The sequence below is a fragment of the Sphingomonas sp. genome (assembly GCF_003248515.1).
In the GTDB taxonomy this organism is placed as follows: Bacteria; Pseudomonadota; Alphaproteobacteria; order Sphingomonadales; family Sphingomonadaceae; genus Sphingomonas_I.
The window spans coordinates 304,089-321,804 of record NZ_QFOB01000006.1 but is presented as its reverse complement, the minus strand read 5'-3'; the positions used below and the strand labels follow the sequence as shown (position 1 = coordinate 321,804).

The 17,716-nt window shown below is 66.0% G+C and carries 23 protein-coding genes; 8 read left to right on the top strand and 15 right to left on the bottom strand.

Annotated features, from left to right (window positions below; genetic code table 11):
* Positions 1-39 precede the first annotated feature (39 nt).
* A complete protein-coding gene (locus DI605_RS12690) occupies positions 40-792 on the bottom strand; it encodes an SDR family NAD(P)-dependent oxidoreductase (protein ID WP_293974243.1) in 753 nt (250 codons plus the stop codon).
* 110 nt (positions 793-902) lie between these two features.
* On the opposite strand from DI605_RS12690, the gene DI605_RS12685 reads away from it, so the two are divergent.
* Positions 903-1,817 (top strand): LysR family transcriptional regulator, encoded by a 915-nt coding sequence (locus DI605_RS12685; protein WP_293974240.1) that lies wholly within the window; start codon positions 903-905, stop codon positions 1,815-1,817.
* 22 nt (positions 1,818-1,839) lie between these two features.
* Here DI605_RS12685 and DI605_RS12680 read toward each other — a convergent pair whose 3' ends face one another.
* From DI605_RS12680 to DI605_RS12655, 6 genes are all read right to left on the bottom strand, one after another.
* On the bottom strand, positions 1,840-2,115 hold the full coding sequence (locus DI605_RS12680) for an HPr family phosphocarrier protein (protein ID WP_293974237.1): 276 nt from the start codon (positions 2,113-2,115) through the stop codon (positions 1,840-1,842).
* Positions 2,112-2,519 carry a PTS sugar transporter subunit IIA gene (locus DI605_RS12675; RefSeq protein ID WP_293974234.1) on the bottom strand — a complete coding sequence of 136 codons (408 nt, stop codon included), beginning with the start codon at positions 2,517-2,519 and terminating at the stop codon, positions 2,112-2,114. The genes DI605_RS12680 and DI605_RS12675 overlap by 4 nt, the downstream gene beginning before the upstream one ends.
* Before the next feature lie 10 nt (positions 2,520-2,529).
* A complete protein-coding gene (rapZ, locus tag DI605_RS12670) occupies positions 2,530-3,456 on the bottom strand; it encodes an RNase adapter RapZ (protein WP_293974232.1) in 927 nt (308 codons plus the stop codon).
* Positions 3,453-3,893: an HPr kinase/phosphorylase gene (locus tag DI605_RS12665; RefSeq protein ID WP_293974229.1), complete on the bottom strand. Its 441-nt coding sequence runs from the start codon at positions 3,891-3,893 to the stop codon at positions 3,453-3,455. Before DI605_RS12665 ends, rapZ begins: the two co-directional genes overlap by 4 nt.
* Positions 3,894-4,032: 139 nt before the next feature.
* Positions 4,033-5,601: an ATP-binding protein gene (locus DI605_RS12660; RefSeq protein WP_293974226.1), complete on the bottom strand. Its 1,569-nt coding sequence runs from the start codon at positions 5,599-5,601 to the stop codon at positions 4,033-4,035.
* Positions 5,570-6,274 (bottom strand): response regulator transcription factor, encoded by a 705-nt coding sequence (locus tag DI605_RS12655; RefSeq protein ID WP_293974223.1) that lies wholly within the window; start codon positions 6,272-6,274, stop codon positions 5,570-5,572. The genes DI605_RS12660 and DI605_RS12655 overlap by 32 nt, the downstream gene beginning before the upstream one ends.
* 100 nt (positions 6,275-6,374) lie before the next feature.
* On the opposite strand from DI605_RS12655, the gene DI605_RS12650 reads away from it, so the two are divergent.
* Positions 6,375-7,364, top strand: a complete 990-nt coding sequence (locus DI605_RS12650) for a GGDEF domain-containing protein (protein ID WP_293974220.1) — start codon at positions 6,375-6,377, stop codon at positions 7,362-7,364.
* A gap of 45 nt (positions 7,365-7,409) precedes the next feature.
* Here DI605_RS12650 and DI605_RS12645 read toward each other — a convergent pair whose 3' ends face one another.
* From DI605_RS12645 to hisB, 5 genes are all read right to left on the bottom strand, one after another.
* Complete coding sequence (locus DI605_RS12645; RefSeq protein ID WP_293974217.1) at positions 7,410-7,871, bottom strand: hypothetical protein; 462 nt, start codon at positions 7,869-7,871, stop codon at positions 7,410-7,412.
* Between the two features lie 144 nt (positions 7,872-8,015).
* Positions 8,016-8,792: an imidazole glycerol phosphate synthase subunit HisF gene (gene hisF / locus DI605_RS12640; protein ID WP_293974214.1), complete on the bottom strand. Its 777-nt coding sequence runs from the start codon at positions 8,790-8,792 to the stop codon at positions 8,016-8,018.
* Positions 8,789-9,526 carry a 1-(5-phosphoribosyl)-5-[(5-phosphoribosylamino)methylideneamino]imidazole-4-carboxamide isomerase gene (gene hisA / locus DI605_RS12635; RefSeq protein ID WP_293974211.1) on the bottom strand — a complete coding sequence of 246 codons (738 nt, stop codon included), beginning with the start codon at positions 9,524-9,526 and terminating at the stop codon, positions 8,789-8,791. The genes hisF and hisA overlap by 4 nt, the downstream gene beginning before the upstream one ends.
* Complete coding sequence (gene hisH / locus DI605_RS12630; protein ID WP_293974473.1) at positions 9,523-10,146, bottom strand: imidazole glycerol phosphate synthase subunit HisH; 624 nt, start codon at positions 10,144-10,146, stop codon at positions 9,523-9,525. The genes hisA and hisH overlap by 4 nt, the downstream gene beginning before the upstream one ends.
* Complete coding sequence (gene hisB / locus DI605_RS12625; protein ID WP_293974208.1) at positions 10,136-10,747, bottom strand: imidazoleglycerol-phosphate dehydratase HisB; 612 nt, start codon at positions 10,745-10,747, stop codon at positions 10,136-10,138. Before hisB ends, hisH begins: the two co-directional genes overlap by 11 nt.
* 87 nt (positions 10,748-10,834) lie before the next feature.
* Here hisB and DI605_RS12620 point away from each other — a divergent pair, with 87 nt between their 5' ends.
* Positions 10,835-11,314, top strand: coding sequence for an SspB family protein (locus tag DI605_RS12620; protein ID WP_293974205.1), 480 nt, complete (start codon positions 10,835-10,837; stop codon positions 11,312-11,314).
* Positions 11,315-11,364: 50 nt separating this feature from the next.
* Here the strand turns inward: DI605_RS12620 and DI605_RS12615 are convergent, their stop codons facing one another.
* Positions 11,365-11,868 carry a PilZ domain-containing protein gene (locus tag DI605_RS12615; RefSeq protein ID WP_293974202.1) on the bottom strand — a complete coding sequence of 168 codons (504 nt, stop codon included), beginning with the start codon at positions 11,866-11,868 and terminating at the stop codon, positions 11,365-11,367.
* 179 nt (positions 11,869-12,047) lie between these two features.
* Here DI605_RS12615 and DI605_RS12610 point away from each other — a divergent pair, with 179 nt between their 5' ends.
* The 5 genes from DI605_RS12610 to DI605_RS12590 all read left to right on the top strand — a co-directional run bounded on the left by DI605_RS12610 (position 12,048) and on the right by DI605_RS12590 (position 16,659).
* On the top strand, positions 12,048-12,560 hold the full coding sequence (locus DI605_RS12610) for an NUDIX domain-containing protein (protein ID WP_293974199.1): 513 nt from the start codon (positions 12,048-12,050) through the stop codon (positions 12,558-12,560).
* A gap of 48 nt (positions 12,561-12,608) precedes the next feature.
* Positions 12,609-14,135 (top strand): M20/M25/M40 family metallo-hydrolase, encoded by a 1,527-nt coding sequence (locus tag DI605_RS12605; protein WP_293974196.1) that lies wholly within the window; start codon positions 12,609-12,611, stop codon positions 14,133-14,135.
* Positions 14,136-14,232: 97 nt separating this feature from the next.
* The gene (locus DI605_RS12600) at positions 14,233-14,760 is read left to right on the top strand and encodes a hypothetical protein (protein ID WP_293974193.1); all 528 of its coding nucleotides are present in this window, start codon (positions 14,233-14,235) and stop codon (positions 14,758-14,760) included.
* A gap of 72 nt (positions 14,761-14,832) precedes the next feature.
* Positions 14,833-15,684, top strand: a complete 852-nt coding sequence (gene bla, locus DI605_RS12595; RefSeq protein WP_293974190.1) for a subclass B3 metallo-beta-lactamase — start codon at positions 14,833-14,835, stop codon at positions 15,682-15,684.
* An 81-nt stretch (positions 15,685-15,765) separates the two neighbouring features.
* Positions 15,766-16,659, top strand: coding sequence for a hypothetical protein (locus DI605_RS12590; protein ID WP_293974187.1), 894 nt, complete (start codon positions 15,766-15,768; stop codon positions 16,657-16,659).
* Between the two features lie 162 nt (positions 16,660-16,821).
* Here DI605_RS12590 and DI605_RS12585 read toward each other — a convergent pair whose 3' ends face one another.
* Positions 16,822-17,289 carry an Hsp20 family protein gene (locus DI605_RS12585; RefSeq protein WP_293974184.1) on the bottom strand — a complete coding sequence of 156 codons (468 nt, stop codon included), beginning with the start codon at positions 17,287-17,289 and terminating at the stop codon, positions 16,822-16,824.
* Positions 17,290-17,410: 121 nt separating this feature from the next.
* Positions 17,411-17,653 carry a hypothetical protein gene (locus DI605_RS12580; RefSeq protein ID WP_293974181.1) on the bottom strand — a complete coding sequence of 81 codons (243 nt, stop codon included), beginning with the start codon at positions 17,651-17,653 and terminating at the stop codon, positions 17,411-17,413.
* Positions 17,654-17,716 lie beyond the last annotated feature (63 nt).

Here is a 17,716-nt window from a genome sequence, read left to right as displayed (position 1 = left end):
TCCGGTGAAGGGAAGCGGGGCGCCTGGAAGCAGGTCGGATCAGATCTGCGCCATGCCGCCATCCACGAACAGTTCGACGCCGTTGACGAAGCTGGCCTCGTCCGAGGCGAGGAAGGCGGCAACCGCCCCGATCTCGCGCGGATCGGCGATCCGGCCGAGCGGCACCTGCGCGGCAAGCTGGCTTTCCAGCGCCTGCCATTCCTGCTCGGTGCTGGTGAGGCCCTGAAGGCCCGGCGTGCGTGTCGGCCCGGGGCTGATCGCGTTCACCCGGATCCGCCGCTCCTTGAGATCGACGATCCAGTGCCGGGCGAAGTTGCGGATCGCCGCTTTCGTGGCGGCATAGACGCTGAAGGCCGGAAGCGCCCGCGTCGTGCTGGTCGAACTGGTGAGGATCACCGAGGCGCCGTCCCGCAGCAATGGCAGCGCCTTCTGCACCGTGAACAACGTGCCTTTGACGTTGATGGCGAAGGTCTTGTCGAATTCCTCCTCGGTCACCTGGCCGATCGGCTGGAAGCTGCCGCCACCGGCATTGGCGACGAGAATGTCGATATGCGACGCATGCCGCTGGATCACGTCATACAGCCGATCAAGCTCATCGAGGCGCGATACGTCGCTGCGGATGCCGACGGCGTTGCCGCCGATCGCCTTGACGGCGGCGTCCAGTTCTTCCTGTCGGCATCCGGTAATGAAGACCCTGGCGCCCGCGGCCGCGAGTTCCTGCGCGATGCCGAGGCCGATCCCGGTGGTGGCGCCGGTAACGACAGCGACCCTGTTTTCCAGCTTGCGTGTCATGGTGTTTCTCCTTGGATGGCGGGCTATCCGCCGGTGAGAAACGATCTATTGATGGAACGAAATTGCCAGTAGTCGGCAATTTCGATACTTATCGTCCCATTCATGGGATGATGATCGTGCAGGATCTCAATGATCTTTTCTATTTCAACGAGGTCGCGACGCGGGGCGGCTTTGCGGCGGCCAGCCGTGCCACCCGCATTCCCAAATCGAAGCTGAGCCGCCGTGTTGCCCAATTGGAGGAGCGGCTTGGCGTGCGGCTGATCGAGCGATCGTCGCGTCGCTTTCGTGTGACGGACATCGGAGCCGCCTTTCACGAACAATGTCGGGCGGCCATCAGCGCAGCCGAGCGGGCAGAGGCGCTGGTGGAAGCCAGCATCAGCGAACCGCGCGGAACGGTGCGCTTTTCCTGCCCCACGGGCCTGCTCGAAATCGTCTCGCCTTTGGTTCCGCGCTTTCTGGCCCTCTATCCCGGCGCACGCGTTCAGATCGTCGCCGTGGATCGGCCGGTCGATCTGATCGAGGAGCGAATCGATGTGGCCCTAAGGGTGCGCGTGAGGCTGGACAGTGATGCGGCCATGACGATGAGAACGCTGGGTCGCAGCCGGCGCATCCTGCTGGCGAGCCCCTCTCTGGCCAATCTGATCGGGGCGCGTGATATCGCGGCGCTGGCGGATGTGCCCACGCTGAGCACGTCCGATGACGGTGCGGACGTGATCTGGACGCTGGAGGGGGCGGCCGGCGAGATACGAGATATCACGCATGTGCCGCGCTTCTGCTGCGACAGTTTCATGGCCGTTCGCGATGCGGCGATCGCTGGGCTGGGCGTCGCGCTGCTGCCCGATCATGTCTGTGGTGAAGCGATGAGGACGGGAGCTCTCGTGCGGGTTTTCCCGCAATGGCAGGGCCTGGAAGGGATCGTGCATCTGGTTTTCACGACCCGGGTGGGATTGCCGCCGCTGGTGCGGGCCTGGATCGATCACATCGCCGAACGGTTTCGGGAAATCGGGCCGGATCTGGCCGGCTGACGGGCGCGGTTTCCGGAGGGGCTCACTCCTCCCCGAACTTTGCCTCCACCAGGCCACACAGCGCATCCAGCGCCTTGTCCGCGCCATCGCCGCTTGCGCGGATCGTGACCGAATCACCCTTGGCCGCGCCCAGCATCATGAGGCCCATGATCGAGGTGCCGGCGACGCGATTGCCATCCTTGGCAACCTCGACCGCGGCCGATTGTGCGCTCGCAAGCGTCACGAACTTGGCCGATGCGCGCGCATGCAGCCCGCGCTGGTTGCTGATCAGCACCGTGCGTTCGATGCCGCCGCTCACGCCGCAGCCTCGCCCAGCACTTCGGATGCGACCGAAATATATTTGCGGCCCGCCTCGCGCGCTGCCGCCACCGCCGCCTGGACCTTCATCATCTTTCGCGCACCCTCCAGCCTGATGAGCATGGGGAGATTGACGCCTGCGATCACCTCGACGCGGCCCGGCTCCATGAGCGAGATGGCCAGATTGGAGGGCGTGCCGCCGAACAGATCGGTCAACAGGATAACGCCCTTGCCGAGATCGACCGCCGCCACCGCACGTGCAATGTCGGCGCGACGCGCCTCCATGTCATCGTCCGGCCCGATGCAGATCGCCTCGATCGCCTGCTGGGGACCGACAACATGCTCCATCGCCCGCACGAATTCTGCCGCGAGCTGACCATGGGTCACCAGCACCAGTCCGATCATCTACTCACCGTCACGTCGCTGCTTCGCCTGCCTCCGGCTTCCCCTCAGCCGCGTCCGACGTTCTATGTGCCAGATCGCGATGCGCGATGGTGGGCGAAAAACCCGCTTCGCGCAACCGCCGCCCGATTCGATCGGCGACATGGACAGAGCGATGCCGCCCTCCGGTGCAGCCAATGGCGATATTGATGTAGGATTTTCCTTCGCCGGCGTAGCGCGGAAGCAACAGCAGAAGCAGCTCCTCGAAGCGCGAGACGGCCTCTTCATAGACCGGATCGGCCGCAACATAGGCCGCGACGGCTGGATCAAGGCCGGTTCCGGGGCGCAGCGAGGGCACCCAGTGCGGATTGCGCAGGAATCGGCAATCGAACACCAGATCGGCGCCGCGCGGCAGCCCGCGCGAGAAGCCGAAGGAGGTGACCATCAGGGTCGGCTCGGCGGCCGGGCCGTCGCCGAAGCGCTCGCGAATCTCCTGCTGCAGGCTGTTGGTGGTGTGGCCGCTCGTATCGATCAGATAATCCGCGGCCTCGCGCAGCGGGCTCAGCAGATCCCGTTCCTGCACGATGCCATCCTCGGCGGGGCGGTCCAGCGCGAGCGGATGGCGCCGGCGAGTAGCGGAATAGCGCTGGACGAGCACCGCGCCGGCGCAATCGAGGAACAGGATCTCGATCGAGAGCTGACGATCCGAACGCACGGCCGCGACACGCTTGAGGATGGCGTGGACATCGAAGCCGCGCGTGCGGCTGTCTATCCCAACCGCCAGCGGGCGATCATCCTCCACGTCGCCCGGTGGCGGCGGGCTGGCGAGCAGGCGATCCACCAGCGCCAGAGGAAGGTTGTCGCTCGTTTCCCAGCCCAGATCCTCTAGGCTCTTGAGCGCGGTTGTGCGCCCGGCGCCGGACATGCCGGTGACAAGAAGGATACGCTTCGGCTCGCTCATGCGGGCAGGCCGTAGAGGGCGAGGCCGCGCTCCACCTTGATCGGGGCGGATGGCTCGAACGGATCCAGCGCGAGCATCGGCACCGGCAGACCGGCGACGGAGAGGACCGGAAGGGGATCGGGGGGCATACGGTGACGCTCCGAATCGAGCGAAATGCAGAGGGAAACAGGGATTTCGTCATAGGCCGGCAGAGCGACGATGCCGAGCCCGCGCACTTCCAGCTGCCCTGCGATCGTGGCCGGAGCGGATGCGATGGCGCGGCCGGATTCGGCGCGCACCTCCACCCCGTCATCGCTGATGAGCATCGCCCCGCGATCGATCAGGCGGAGTGCGAGATCGGACTTGCCCGATCCGGAGGGGCCGAGAATCAGCACGCCTCGCTTGCCGATCGAAACGCACGTGGCGTGCAGGATCGCGAAAGGCGAGGGGGACGTCATGGCGCGACTATCCCGCCTTCCATCTTAACGTTCGGTGTGCCGCGATGCTGAGCACAGCGCATTTTCTGTCGCCGATATATCGATGTGAAACAATTCTTTGCGGGGCGGAGTGCGGACCGGATCTGCGAATGATGCGGTGTCACCGCTGCGCTGCGGGCAAACGGATGGTGAAGCGCGCGCCCTGCGCGTTGCCCTCCCGATCGCTGACGTAGATGCGGCCGCCATGGCCTTCCACGATCGCCTTGGCGATGGCGAGGCCCAGGCCGGAGTGGCGGCCGAATTCCTCGCCTTCCGGCCGGATGGAATGGAATCGGTTGAAGATGGCTTCCCGCGCATGTTCGGGAACGCCGGGGCCTTCATCCTCCACGCGCAGCACGATCTCGTCGCGATCGCGCGTCGCCGCCACCTGCACCAGCCCGCCGGGCGGCGAGAAGGAGATGGCGTTGTCCACAAGATTTTCGATCGCCCGCGCCAGCCTTTGCCCATCGCCGAAGATCAGCGCGCTGCCGCGATTGGGCCGGGCGAAGGCGAGGCGCACTTCATTGGGCACGCCACGCTCGTCACGGGCGGCGACGAGCTGTTCGATCATCACGCCGATGTCGATCGTTTCGAATCGCGCGCGGGAAAGCTGCGCGTCCATGCGCGAGGCTTCGGATATATCGGTGATGAGCCGGTCCAGCCGGCCGACATCGTCGCGGATGATCGCCACGAGGCGCTGGCGAAGGTCCGGATCGCTAACGATCTCCAGGCTGTCGACGGCGGAGCGCAGCGAGGCGAGAGGGTTCTTGATCTCGTGCGCGACATCGGCGGCGAACGCCTCGGTCGCGTCGATGCGCTGGCGCAGCGCCTGGCTCATATCTGAAAGCGCGCGGGCAAGCGTGCCGATCTCGTCGCGACGCGAAGGCAGGCGCGGCACCTGCACTTCGCGCGAACGGCCCAGACGCACGCGATGCGCGGCGATGGCGAGCCTGCGCAGCGGCCGCGCGATCGTGCGCGCGAGGAAGAGCGACAGGAAGATGGAAAGGGCAGTGGTGCCGAGCAGGACGATGCCGAGCCAGAAGCGCTCGGCGCGAACGGTGCGGACGACATCGCGATCATTGGTCGTCATCAGGAGAACCGCGCCGCTCCTGTCGGGAACGGTGATCGCCGCGGAGACGACCGGTGTGCGATCGGGCGCGCGGCGGACATGGGACTGGACCTCGCCGGTGCGCGCGGCCGCGGCCGCCTCGGGCCATGCTGCCAGCCGATCGCGCGCGGGTTCCACGAAAGGCTCGGGCACCTCGGCGCCCACCACCTTGTCGATCACGCGATCCAGCGCGCGGGCCGCGTGGCGCTGCCATTGCTCGCTTGAGGGATCGCGCAGCTCGTAGGTGGGTGTGCTTCTAGTCCAGCCGTCGAGGGGCGCCGCTTCCCGCGCGGCATAGAGGCGGAAACGACTCTCATTGGCCTGGCCCAGCGCGGTGAGGGTCGCCGCACGATCCCCTGCCGGCTCCAGCGCGATCGCGCGCGCGGCCATGCGCACCTCCGTCTCGGCCTGATCGGTCCGCTCCTCGATCAGCTGGCTGCGATAGCTGTCGAGATAGAAGAAGCCGCCGGCGAGGACGATCAGCGCGAAGATGTTGACGGCGAGGATGCGGGCGGTGAGCGAAAGCCGGCCGAGCCAGCTTTCGGGCCCGTCACTCCTCCGCGAAGCGATAGCCGATGCCATAGAGCGTTTCGATGGCCTTGAAGCTGGGGTCGACGGCGCGGAACTTGCGCCGGAGCCGCTTGATGTGGCTGTCGATGGTGCGGTCGTCGACATAGACATCGTCCTGATAGGCGGTGTCCATCAACTGGTCACGCGACTTCACGATTCCGGGGCGCTGGGCGAGCGTTTCGAGGATCATGAATTCGGTGACGGTGAGCGTCACTTCAAGCCCCTGCCACAAAACGCGATAGCGGGCGGGGTCCATTTCCAGCCGGCCGCGCACGATTTTCTCGGCAGTGGGCTCGTCCGCATTGTCCGGCTTGGCGCGCATTTCCGAGCGGCGCAGCAGGGATCGGATCCGCGCGATCAGCAGGCGCTGGCTGAAAGGCTTGGTGATATAATCGTCCGCGCCCATGGCGAGGCCGAGCGCCTCGTCCAGCTCGTCATCCTTGGATGTGAGGAAGATCACCGGCAGTGCGCTCTTCTCGCGCAGCCGTCGCAGCAGTTCCATTCCGTCCATGCGCGGCATCTTGATATCGAGCACCGCAAGTTCGGGGGGATTTTCGGTGAGGGCCTTCAAGGCCGCCTCGCCATCCGAATAGACGCGAACGGTGAAGCCCTCGGCCTGCAGCGCGATGGATACCGATGTCAGGATATTGCGATCGTCATCGACGAGCGCGATCGCTCCGGCCATTCTGCGTCTTCATCCCATTGCCGCAGGCGCCCTCCTATCCGAACGGTCTGCCGGCCTCAATGGCGCGGAAAAATTGGGGCGCCCTCATAAAATGTTAGCCTTGTCCGCCGTAACGGAAGATGTGCAACACGATCCTCATCTCGGCGCTGCGCTCCGCGCGGCAAAGGCCCCTCCCGCCACTGGCTGGGTGGGACGGATTCGCCATCGTCTCGGCTTCGGGATTACAGAGGCGGAGGTCGCCGTGCCGATGCTGCTGGATGAGCCGGAGACGGCCGCTCCGCTTGCCGATCCGGGCGTGGAAGCGCTTACGAGGATGCTGGAGGAACTGATCGTCTCGGCGCAGACGCGGATCGACGGAGCGGTGATGCTCGTCGGCCGCTCCGCCGACGATGCCGAGGCGTTTCGGACTGCCCTGACCACCGAGGCGGAGGCCCTGGTCGGCGCGAATGCCGGCGAGCAGGTGACGGCTGCGCTCGTCAACGTGACGCGCACGATGATCGCCCGCGCGCGCGGCGCCGAGGAGCGGCTGCGTGCGATGGGCGACGAGCTGGAATCGGTCCAGCGTGATCTGGCCGATGCCCGCCGATCGGCGGAGCATGACCAGCTGACTGGCCTGCCGAACCGGCGCGCGCTGGAGGCTGCGTTGCTGCGCGCGGTGCACGGGGCGCGCGCGGCCGATCACGCTCTGTCGCTCGCCTTCTGCGATATCGATCATTTCAAGCGTCTCAACGATACCCATGGTCATGCGCTCGGAGATCGCGTGCTGCGCCTTGTCGGTGATTGTCTGGCGGATGGCGCCGGGGCGGGCGCCTTCGTCGGCCGGCAGGGCGGCGAGGAATTCGTGATGCTGTTCGAAGGCGTGCCCCTCGACGAGGCGGCGGCGCGGGTGGATGCCGTGCGTGCCGATCTCGCAACGCGCGATTTCAAGTCGCGCACCAACGAAACGCCGATCGGCCGGATCACCTTTTCGGCGGGCGTAGCCGCGCTTCGCCCGGGCGAGGAGGGCGATGGCCTGCTCAACCGGGCGGATGAGGCGCTTTATCGCGCCAAGGAAAATGGCAGGAACCGCGTCGAGCTTGATCGCGACTGAGCGGCCTTGTCCCGCATCCGGGCGATCCGGCGCGGACAGGTCTTCCTAGACCCGGCATTTCCGCGCGACGGCGAGGCCCCGCAGAAAGCCCCGCCGCGCATGGCCGGCGCTGATCGCCGCATTCAGCCGTCGCTCGGCGGGAGCGGCGCCGGAAATCTCGCGCACCAGCCCGCGAAACGGCACGAGCCCGTTCACGAGCGTCTTGCCGCCGGCTTCCGCCAGCTTGCCCGCCTCATTTTCCTTCGTCGTGGCGCCGGCCTGAAAATCCGGGCCGAGGACGGCGTTGAGATTTGCGAGCGAGGAACGGATCTGTGCGCAATTCGCCGCGCCGGCCGTGGCATAGGGATTGTTGGCCGCGCGAATGAGGACGGGGGGGATCTCCGTCTTTTTCACGCCGACGTCCACGGCCGGGCGGGTGGCAATCTGTCCGCCCCGATCGATGACCTGTTCGGTGCCGGACTGGGGTTGTGCGGCCGCCTGGGCGGCGAAAGCGATAAGTGTCAGCATGGCGCGCAATATGCACAGGGAAGGCGAATGGTTCCCTGTGCGCAACGGAACAGGGCAAACGTGATCGCCCGGTTCAGTGGGGCGTCCTCTTGATGATCGTCGTGCAGTGGGCGCCGGGAGGAAGGAAAAGCCGCCCGCGCGGCCCTATCGGCTCGCCGCGACCTGACGCACGGGCAAGCCGGCCGCCGCCAGCGCGGCATGCGCTTCCGCCACGGTATGCTGGCCGAAATGGAAGATGGAGGCGGCCAGTACCGCGCTCGCATGGCCTTCGGTGACACCGGCCACCAGATCCTCGAGCGTGCCAACGCCGCCGCTTGCAATCACGGGCACCGAGACGGCGCTGGTGATCGCGCGGGTGAGCGCGAGATCATAGCCGCCCTTGGTGCCGTCCCGATCCATCGAGGTGACGAGCAATTCGCCCGCGCCCAGCTCCGCCAGACGCATGGCATGCTCGATCGCGTCGATGCCCGTTTCGCGCCGCCCGCCATGGGTGAAGATTTCCCAGCGCCCGCGCCCGACGGCCTTGGCATCGACCGCGCCGACCACGCATTGCGCGCCGAAGCGATCCGCCAGTTCCGCCGCAAGCTCCGGCCGGGCGACGGCGGCGCTGTTGATCGCCACCTTGTCCGCGCCTGCCAGCAGCAGCGCGCGCGCATCGTCCGCCGTCCGCACGCCGCCGCCCACCGTGAGCGGCATGAAGCAGACGGCGGCGGTGCGCGCGACGACGTCGAGGATCGTGCCGCGATCCTCGTGCGTGGCGGTGATATCGAGAAAGCAGAGTTCGTCCGCGCCGGCCGCGTCATAGACCTTGGCCTGTTCCACCGGATTCCCGGCATCGGCCAGATCCAGGAACTGCACGCCCTTCACCACGCGCCCGCCGGCGACGTCGAGACAGGGGATGACGCGGGTGCGGACGGTCACCGGCCGCCTTTCGCCGCCCGAAGCGCGGCGGCGAGATCGAGGCGACCGTCATAGAGTGCGCGGCCGGTGATCACGCCTTCGATTCCTTCCGAAGCGCTGCGGGCGAGATCGACGATGTCGACCAGCCCGGCCACACCGCCCGACGCGATGACCGGCATCCGCGTCTTGCGGGCGAGATCCACGGTTGCGCGAATGTTGCAGCCCTTGAGCAGGCCGTCGCGGCCGACATCGGTGAAAAGCAGGCTGGCGACACCGGCATCGACGAAGCGGTTCGCGAGATCGGCCGCCGTAAGCTCGGATACCTCGGCCCAGCCGCGCGTGGCGACCATGCCATCGCGTGCGTCGACCGCGACCACGATCCGGCCGGGAAGATCTTTCGCCGCCTCGCGCACCAGATCCGGATCCTCGAGCGCTGCGGTGCCGATCACAACGCGCGCGACGCCCAGTTCCAGCCATTTGTCGATCGAGGCGCGCGTGCGGATGCCGCCGCCAAGCTGCACCTTGCCCGGAAAGGCGGCGACGATCGCGCGCACGGCGTCCCCGTTCACCGATTCGCCCGCGAAGGCGCCATCGAGATCGACGACATGGAGATGATCGGCGCCGGCGTCCGCGAAGGCGCTCGCCTGCGCGGCGGGATCGTCACCATAGATGGTGGCGCGATCCATATCGCCCTCGGCAAGCCGGACGACCTTGCCACCCTTCAGATCGATGGCGGGAAAAACGATGATGCTCATGGCTTCCATTCAAGGAATCGCGCGAGGAAGCCGAGCCCGTAGGCCTGGCTCTTCTCGGGGTGGAACTGGACGCCGAGCATATTCGCGCGGCCCACGGCGGCGGTGACGGGACCACCATGCTCCGTCGTGGCGACAAGATCGGCGGGATCGTCGACGTGGAAGGCGAAGCTGTGGAGGAAATAGGCTTCGCCATGCTCGATCATCGGATGATCGCGCTCCAGCGTCACATCGTTCCAGCCCATATGGGGGATGCGGATGCTTTCGTCCGTGGCCTCCATCTTGGAGACCGTGCCGGGGATCCAGCCGAGCCCCCTGTGGCGGCCGAACTCCTCGCCCGCCGTCGCCATCAGCTGCATGCCCACGCAAATGCCGAGGAACGGGCGGCCCTTGCCGACCACCGCTTCGTCGAGCGCCTCGACCATGCCGGGAATGGCGGAGAGCGCCCCCATGCAATTGGCGAAGGCGCCCACGCCGGGGAGCACGATGCGATCCGCCGAGGCCGCGACGGCGGGATCGGCGGTGACGAGGATGTCGCGCCCGCCGGCGGCCCGCAGCGCATTCTCCACCGAGTGGAGATTGCCGGCACCATAATCGATCAGTGCCAGCACCTTAGACGCCATCCCCGGAAGAACCACCCAGCGTGCCCTTCGTCGACGGGATCTGATCGGCCTTGCGCGGATCGATCTCCACGGCCTGGCGAAGGGCGCGGGCAGTCGCCTTGAACAGGCTTTCGCAGATATGATGGTTGTTCTTGCCGTAGAGCGTTTCGAGGTGAAGCGTCATGCCTACCTCGCCGGTGAAGCTCTGGAACCAGTGCTCGATCAGCTCGGTATCCAGTTCACCCAGCTTTTCCTGCGTGAAGCCGGAGCGCCAGGCGAGGAAGGGACGGCCCGAAATATCGATCGCGGCGCGCGAGAGCGTCTCGTCCATCGGCGCATAGCACAGGCCATAGCGCGTGATGCCGCGCCGATCGCCCAGAGCCTTTGCCACCGCCTGGCCCAGCGCGAGGGCGCTGTCCTCGGTGGTGTGATGCTGATCGACGTGCAGATCGCCATCCACCTTGAGGGTGATGTCGATCAGCGAGTGACGTGACAATTGCTCGATCATGTGATCGAGAAAGCCGATTCCCGTGGAGACGGTGTAGCTTCCCGTTCCGTCGAGGTTTACGGTTGCCTCGATTGCGGTCTCGGCTGTCTTGCGGCTGATGGTGGCGCTGCGCATGGCGAGCCGCCTATACGGCACTTGCGAAAGGAGCAATGCGCGTCTCGCGGCTTGACCCTTTCCTGTCCCAAGTTCAGGTGAGTGCCGATGAGCGATACTCCGCAAGACAGCCTGATTCCCTACGACGAGATCGTGCAGGACGCGCTGCGCGCCGTCGTCGGCCGGGTGCTGGGCCAGGTCGAGCAGGGCGGACTGCCCGGCGCGCACCATTTCTACATCACGTTCAAGACGGGGGCGCCCGGCGTGGACATTCCGCGCCACCTGACCGAACGCTATCCGGACGAGATGACGATCGTCATCCAGAATCGCTATTGGGACCTGCACGTCTCGAAGAGCGGTTTCGAGGTGGGACTGTCCTTCAATCAGGTCGGTTCGAAGCTTTCGATCCCGTTCGCGGCGATCACGGCCTTTCATGATCCGGCGGTGGATTTCGCGCTGCATTTCTCGGCCCAGGCCGACGATCAGCAGCCCGAGGAGATTGCGGCGGCGGAAAATGATCCGGTCATCGCGCGGCCGGTGGAGGATGGCTCCAACGTCGTTTCGGTGGATTTCACCCGCAAGAAATAGAATCGGGCGGTCGCGGCGCCCCGGCATCGGAATGCCGGCCGTGGCCGTCGTTATGCCGTAAGGATGCGGAGCAGGGCGGCCGCGAGGATCGCGACGGCCGCCAGCATGCAGACGACCATGATGATCGCGCCGATCCGTTCGCGGCGCGCGCGACGGCGATAACCCAGAAGTTCCGCTTCGCTGGTGCCGGGCTCGGCATGTTCGCCCTCGCCCGATCCCTCGGCGAAGCCGACGCTCCCGGCGATCGTCTCCTGCACGACATCGGAGGGGACGGGGGTCAGGAACTGGCAGCCATGGCCCATGCCGCGCTTGCGCATCACCCGCGCCTCGACGAAGCCGATGCGCGCCATCTCGATCCGCACGAGATCGCCGGGGCGCAGGCCGGACTGGAATTCCGCGAGAAAGCCGGTTTCGGACATGTTGTGGATGATGATGTCGAAGCGGCGATCCTTGCCGACCAGAAGGCCATCGATTCGATTGGCAAACAGACGCCGCGATCGCCGCGCGTCGCCAGTCGCTTTCAAATCAAGTTTGGCCAGAAACGGCACGGTCATGTCCCCCGGAGAGACGATCGGCGCGATCGGATTGAAGGATTGTTACGGAAAAGGGTGAATCAATCGGAAACCATTAGAGGATTCCGCTCTGCCTGCCTATCAGTCCCCCATGTTCGTCACGCAACGGAAACACCGGCCCGTCGCCGCGTTTATCGTGCGCGGCGGGGTGGGAGTATCGCATGAGCCAACCCCGTAGCGCGGGCGTCCTTCTTTATCGCCGGCGCGAAAAAGGCACGGAGGTGCTGCTGATCCTTCCGGGTGGCCCCTTCTGGCGCCGTCGCAACGAGGGTGCGTGGCAGATACCCAAAGGTGCATTGGAGCCCGGCGAGAGCCCGGTGGATGCGGCGATGCGCGAGTTGCACGAGGAACTGGGGGTCCTGCTGGAGGAGGCGCCGCGTCCATTGTGCACGGTGCGTCAGGCGGGCGGCAAGCGCGTCGAGGCTTTTGCGGCAGAGCGGGACTGGGATGTGGCGGATCTCGTCAGCAACGAGATTTCGATCGAATGGCCGCCGCGATCGGGGCAGATCATGCGGGTGCCCGAAGTGGGCGAGGCGCGCTGGATGAATCTGGAAGAGGCGGAAACGGCGATGCTCGCCAGCCAGCGCCCGGTGCTGACCGCTCTCAGGAGCCTCCTCGCGCAGGATTCCGGCGGAGAATCCCGGCTTGCTGGACGCGGCGGGAAAAGCCCCTAGTCTCGAATTTCGGCGCGCTTTTCGCGCTTTTCGCGGGGGCGATCGGCCATGGGATGTGCGCGCTTTTCGACATTGCTGGGTGCGGTCTGCCTGATCGGATCGCAGGCGCGTGCGCTGACCCCGCAGGACGAAAAGGCCATCACCCAAGCAGCCCGCTCGACGCTGCCCGAACTGGTCGAGGCGGTGAAGATTCCCAACGTGATGCGTGCCTCGACTGCCGATATGCGGGCGAATGCGGATTGGGTGGAGGCCGCTTTCAAGCGCCACGGCTTCACGGCGCGGCAACTGGCGGATGGCGAGACTCCGATGGTCTATGCGGCCGGCCCGGCGGCGGCGAAGGGCGCCCGCACCGTGCTGTTCTACGCACATATGGACGGACAGGCGGTAAACCCCGCCGAATGGGACCAGCCCGGCCCCTTTGTGCCGACGCTGAAAAGAAAGCGCGCCGATGGCTCGTGGGAAACCTTGCCGATCGAGACCCTCTCGAAAGGCGCGCTTGATCCCGAATGGCGCCTGTTCGCCCGCTCGGCGGCCGACGACAAGGCGCCGATCCTGATGCTGATGGCGGCGATGGACGCGCTGAAGGCTACGGGCAGAAAACCCGCCATCCGGATCAAGATCCTGATCGATAGCCACGAGGAGGGCGGCCCGCCGACGCTGAAAGACGTGGTGGATCGCAACGCGGAACTGCTGAAGGCGGATGCGGTGGTGATGCTCGACGGGCCGATGCACGAGAGCAACAAGCCCACCCTCGTCTTCGGTCATCGCGGCGGCGGGGGCTTCGCGCTTACCGTGTGGGGGGCGCGAAGCGAGCTTCATAGCGGGCATTACGGAAATTATGCGGCCAATCCGGCCTTCGGCCTCGCGCAGCTGATCGCGACGATGAAGGATGCGGACGGCCGTGTGCTGATTCCCGGCTTCTACGATGGCGTCGCGCTGGATCCGGCATCGAAGGCGGCGCGCGCAGCCGTGCCGGACGATGAAGTGGCATTGCGCAAGCGGCTGGGCATCAGGACCAGCGAGAAGGTGGGCGAGAGCTATCAGGAGGCGCTCGCTTATCCCTCTCTCAACATCACATCGATGAAGGCGGGATCGCCGGAAGCCTCGCGCACGATCATCCCGGCCTTTGCCATCGCCACCTTCGATGCGCGCACCGTGCCGGGTACGCCAGCGCCGCGCCAGATCGCGCTCGTCCGCAAATGGGTGGAGGATCAGGGCTATCATCTGGTGAAAGGCCCGCCGACCGATGAGGAACGCGCGACCTGGCCGAAGCTTGCGACCATCACCGGTGGGGACGGGCAGGGGCAGGCGCTCCAGACGCCCCTCGATGCGCCGGTGGGTGGCTGGGCGCGCGCGGCGCTGGTGGATGCATGGAAGGCGGAGCCTGTGCGCATCCCGATCATGGGCGGCAGCGTGCCGACGCGCCCGCTGGTGGATGGCGTGAAGGCGCCTATCCTGCTCGTGCCGCTGGTGAACAATGACAACAACCAGCATGCCGCGAACGAAAATCTGCGGATCGGCAATTATTTCATGGGAGTGAAGAGCCTCTACGCTCTGTTCACCCGGCCGCTCTGACCGGCCTCTGTAACGATTGATTGCCCGTCCTCGAAGCCGTCGCCCCGCGCCGATGAATCCGATATAGCTTACGTCCGTTTTCGTTGCGGGGGCTTCGATGGACGAGAGTAAAGCCGGCGAAGTCGGCAGGACGGGCGAAGCGAGCGATCTGCGGGCATTGGCCGATGCCCTGAAGGCGAATGTGAGGCAGGCCGAGGCCGGCGCCGAGGGGAAGAAGGATCGCGATGCGCTGCTTGCGATCGTTGCGGGGCTCTGGGCCGCGATCGCGACCTCGCTGAGCGCCACGAGCACGATAAACGAACAGAAGGACAGCGTTCTACAGGGTTGCCTTGGTGGCCATTATATCGAGTTCGCGCACCGGGAATCGATCCTTTACCAGAACTGGATCGGAGCGGTGATCGGGAACGTGATCGTCTCGCTGCTTTTCGCCTATCTTCTCATCATATTGTGCCGGGATCTGGAGGCACGATACCGGAAATTCTCCTATCTCTGCGCGGCGGCTTCGGTGATTTACGGTGTTTCGTGGATGGGCACCGGCTATCAGGATCTTCACCAGATGAAGGATCTCCTGAGCGATCGCCCGACTGCGGAGCGACAGGCGTTGAGCCATTGCGGGCGCGGCTAGCGGATGGGGCGCTGGTCATATGCCGAGAGGTGTCGCTTTGCACTCTCGCGGGCTTCGATTAGGCAGGGGGCCATGCGCCATCTCATCGCCATCCTGCTCGCTCTCTCCACGCCTTTCGCTCCCGCCTTCGCGCAATCGGCGGAGACGCGGATCGGCTGGAACCGGCCCTCCCAGCCGTTCCGGATCTGGGGCAATCTCTATTATGTCGGGACGGCGGGGCTCTCCTCCTATCTGTTGACCGGGCCGGCTGGCCATGTGTTGATCGATGGCGGCCTGCCGGAAAGCGCGCCGCTGATCGCCGCGAACATTCGCAGGCTGGGCTTCAGGCTGCGCGATGTGCGGATCATCCTCATCAACCACGCGCATTTCGATCATTCGGGCGGTCTTGCCGAACTCAAGCGGCTGACGGGGGCGAAGCTTTATGCCAGCGCGGGCGATCGGCCCGATCTGGAGGCGGGGCGCACGATCGGCCGGGGCGACCTCGCCGATTTCCCGGCCGTGCGTGTCGATCGTGTGATCCGGGATGGCGAGAAGGTGACGCTCGGCCCCATCGCGCTGACCGCGATGCTGACGCCGGGCCATACGAAGGGCGCTACAAGCTGGCTCGCAACGATCGGCGGCAAGCGCGTGATCTTCGCGTCCAGCATTTCGGTGGCGGGGCAGAGGCTGGTCGGCAATCCCGATTATCCGAGGGCCGCCGCCGATTTCGAGACGACCTTCGCCAAACTGCGCGCGACCAGGGCCGATATTTTCCTGAACTATCATGCCGATGGTTTCGGGCTGGAGGCCAAGCGCGCGGCGCTGAAGGCCGGCAAGCCCGGCGCGTTCGTCGATCCCGGCGAATTGCGGTGGGTGGTGGATGCAGCGCAGAAGAGCTTCGCCAAGGAACTGGCCAGCCAGCGCGCGGGGAATCCGCCGGGCTGACGGCCGCCGCACGGGGCGTTTCAACGGGGTAGCGGGAAGGCCACGAATCGCCCCGCGCCGATCATCATGGGAAGGATCGTCATGCCAGCAGTCTCCAGCACGTCCGGCTACCCCGAGACCCTCACTCTCAACGGCGGCACGGTCAGCGATCTGCGCGCGATCGAGGGGCTGGAGATGGAGGCGGATATTGCCCAAACCAATCTTGGCCCGGCCGGCGCCATCAAGAAACACGTCTCGAACGTGCGCTGGACGCCCGCCTCGCTCACGGTCGGCCTCGGCATGGGCAAACCCATGGCGGACTGGCTGAAGGCGTCACTGGCCCAGCCGCTGTCGCCGGCATCCGGTGAAGTCGTGATCGGTGACGCGGCCTACAAGGCGCAGAGATCCATCGCCTTTTCGAACGCCGTTCTCACGCGCCTGATCGTTCCGGCGCTGGACGGCGCGAGCAAGGAGCCCGGCACGTTGCTTGCGGCGTTCGAGGCCGAGCAGGTGAAGATCGGCAAGGGAGACGGCCGCGACATCCGCGTCAAGGCGCCGAAGGCAAAGGCCTGGATCGCCTCGAATTTCCGGATCGAGATCGGCAATCTGCCGTGCGCGCGGGTGGCGCGGATCGAGAGTTTCAGCTGGGCATGTGGCGTGGCGACCGACAGTGTCGGCATCTTTCGTGATCCGGCCAAGCTGCCCGCGAAGGTGACGGTGCCGGATCTGCAATTGACGATCTCCGCTGCCGACCATGCAGCGTGGGCCGCGGCGGCGCAGGCCTGGTTCGTCGATGGCAAGCATCTGGATACGGATGAGATGGCGGGTCGGATCGTGCTGCTCGGGCCGGACATGAAGGCCGAACTCGCGATCATCTCCTTCGCCAATATCGGCTTCCGGCGGTTTCAGACGATCCTGCCGATCGCGGGTGAGAAGGTCGCGCGCTTCGCGGTGACGCTTTACGCGGAGGCGATGGCGCTGGAGGTGAAGGTTTGAGGGTGATCGACAAGGATCGTTCGTGACGAACGCACCGAAGCGCCGCCCCGCCTCCGCCCCGTGAAGGGTAAGGGCGGGGCGCAAACGCTTTCACATATGAAAAAAGGCGCCCCGGCCATGTGGCAGGGGCGCCTTTCGCTTTAGCCTCGTGGGCGCCGGCGCTCAGGCGGCCTGGCGCTCGTCGATCACCGCTTCGAGCGTGGGCGACTGCCCGTCGATGGCGATGGTGCGGGGCTTCTTGTGCTCGGGCACTTCACGGACGAGCTCGATGTTGAGCAGGCCGTCCGTGTAGGAGGCGCCGGTCACGCGGATCGTGTCGGCCAGCTGGAAGCGACGCTCGAACGCGCGCTTGCCGATGCCGCGATGCAGGAATTCGCGCTTGTCGCCGTCCGCCGCCTCGACAGCGCGGCCGGTGATGGTCAGCACATTATCCTGCGCGGTGATATCCAGCTCGTCGCGGGTGAAGCCGGCCGTCGCCATCGAGATGCGGTAGGCGTCCTCGGCCACCTTCTCGATATTGTAGGGCGGGTAGGCATCGCCCTCGCCGCGCGTGGCGAGATCGACGAGACGGTTGAGATTCTCGAAGCCGATGGAGCTGCGGAGCAGGGGGGCGAAATCGAAGGTACGCATGATATTCAATCCTTCACAAGCGATTGAAAGAAGGGCCGTGGATCATCCACCGGCCCCGCCGCGACCGCCCCGAACGGCGACGATCCCGACGCCTTCGTAGCTAGGCACACCCGATCCGGTTTCAAGCCTCCGGCGCGCTGCCGTGCACGTTTGGAGCACGATTTCGGCCCGCCCGATATGCCGCCCACGAGGCGAGAAGCGTCAGCGCGCCGAGCAGCGCGAAAGCCCAGGCTGGCACGAGTGGCTCCTCATAGACGAACGCCGTCAGCAGCGCGGCGTTGACGAACAGCGAGAACAGGGCGGGCGCGGGAAAAAGGGGCATCCTGTATGGCCGCTCCAGCGCAGGCTCGCGCAGGCGGATCATGATGGCCGCGCGTTCGCATCGGATATTTCCATGCAAGCGATTTCCGCGCCGCGACGAAGCCGG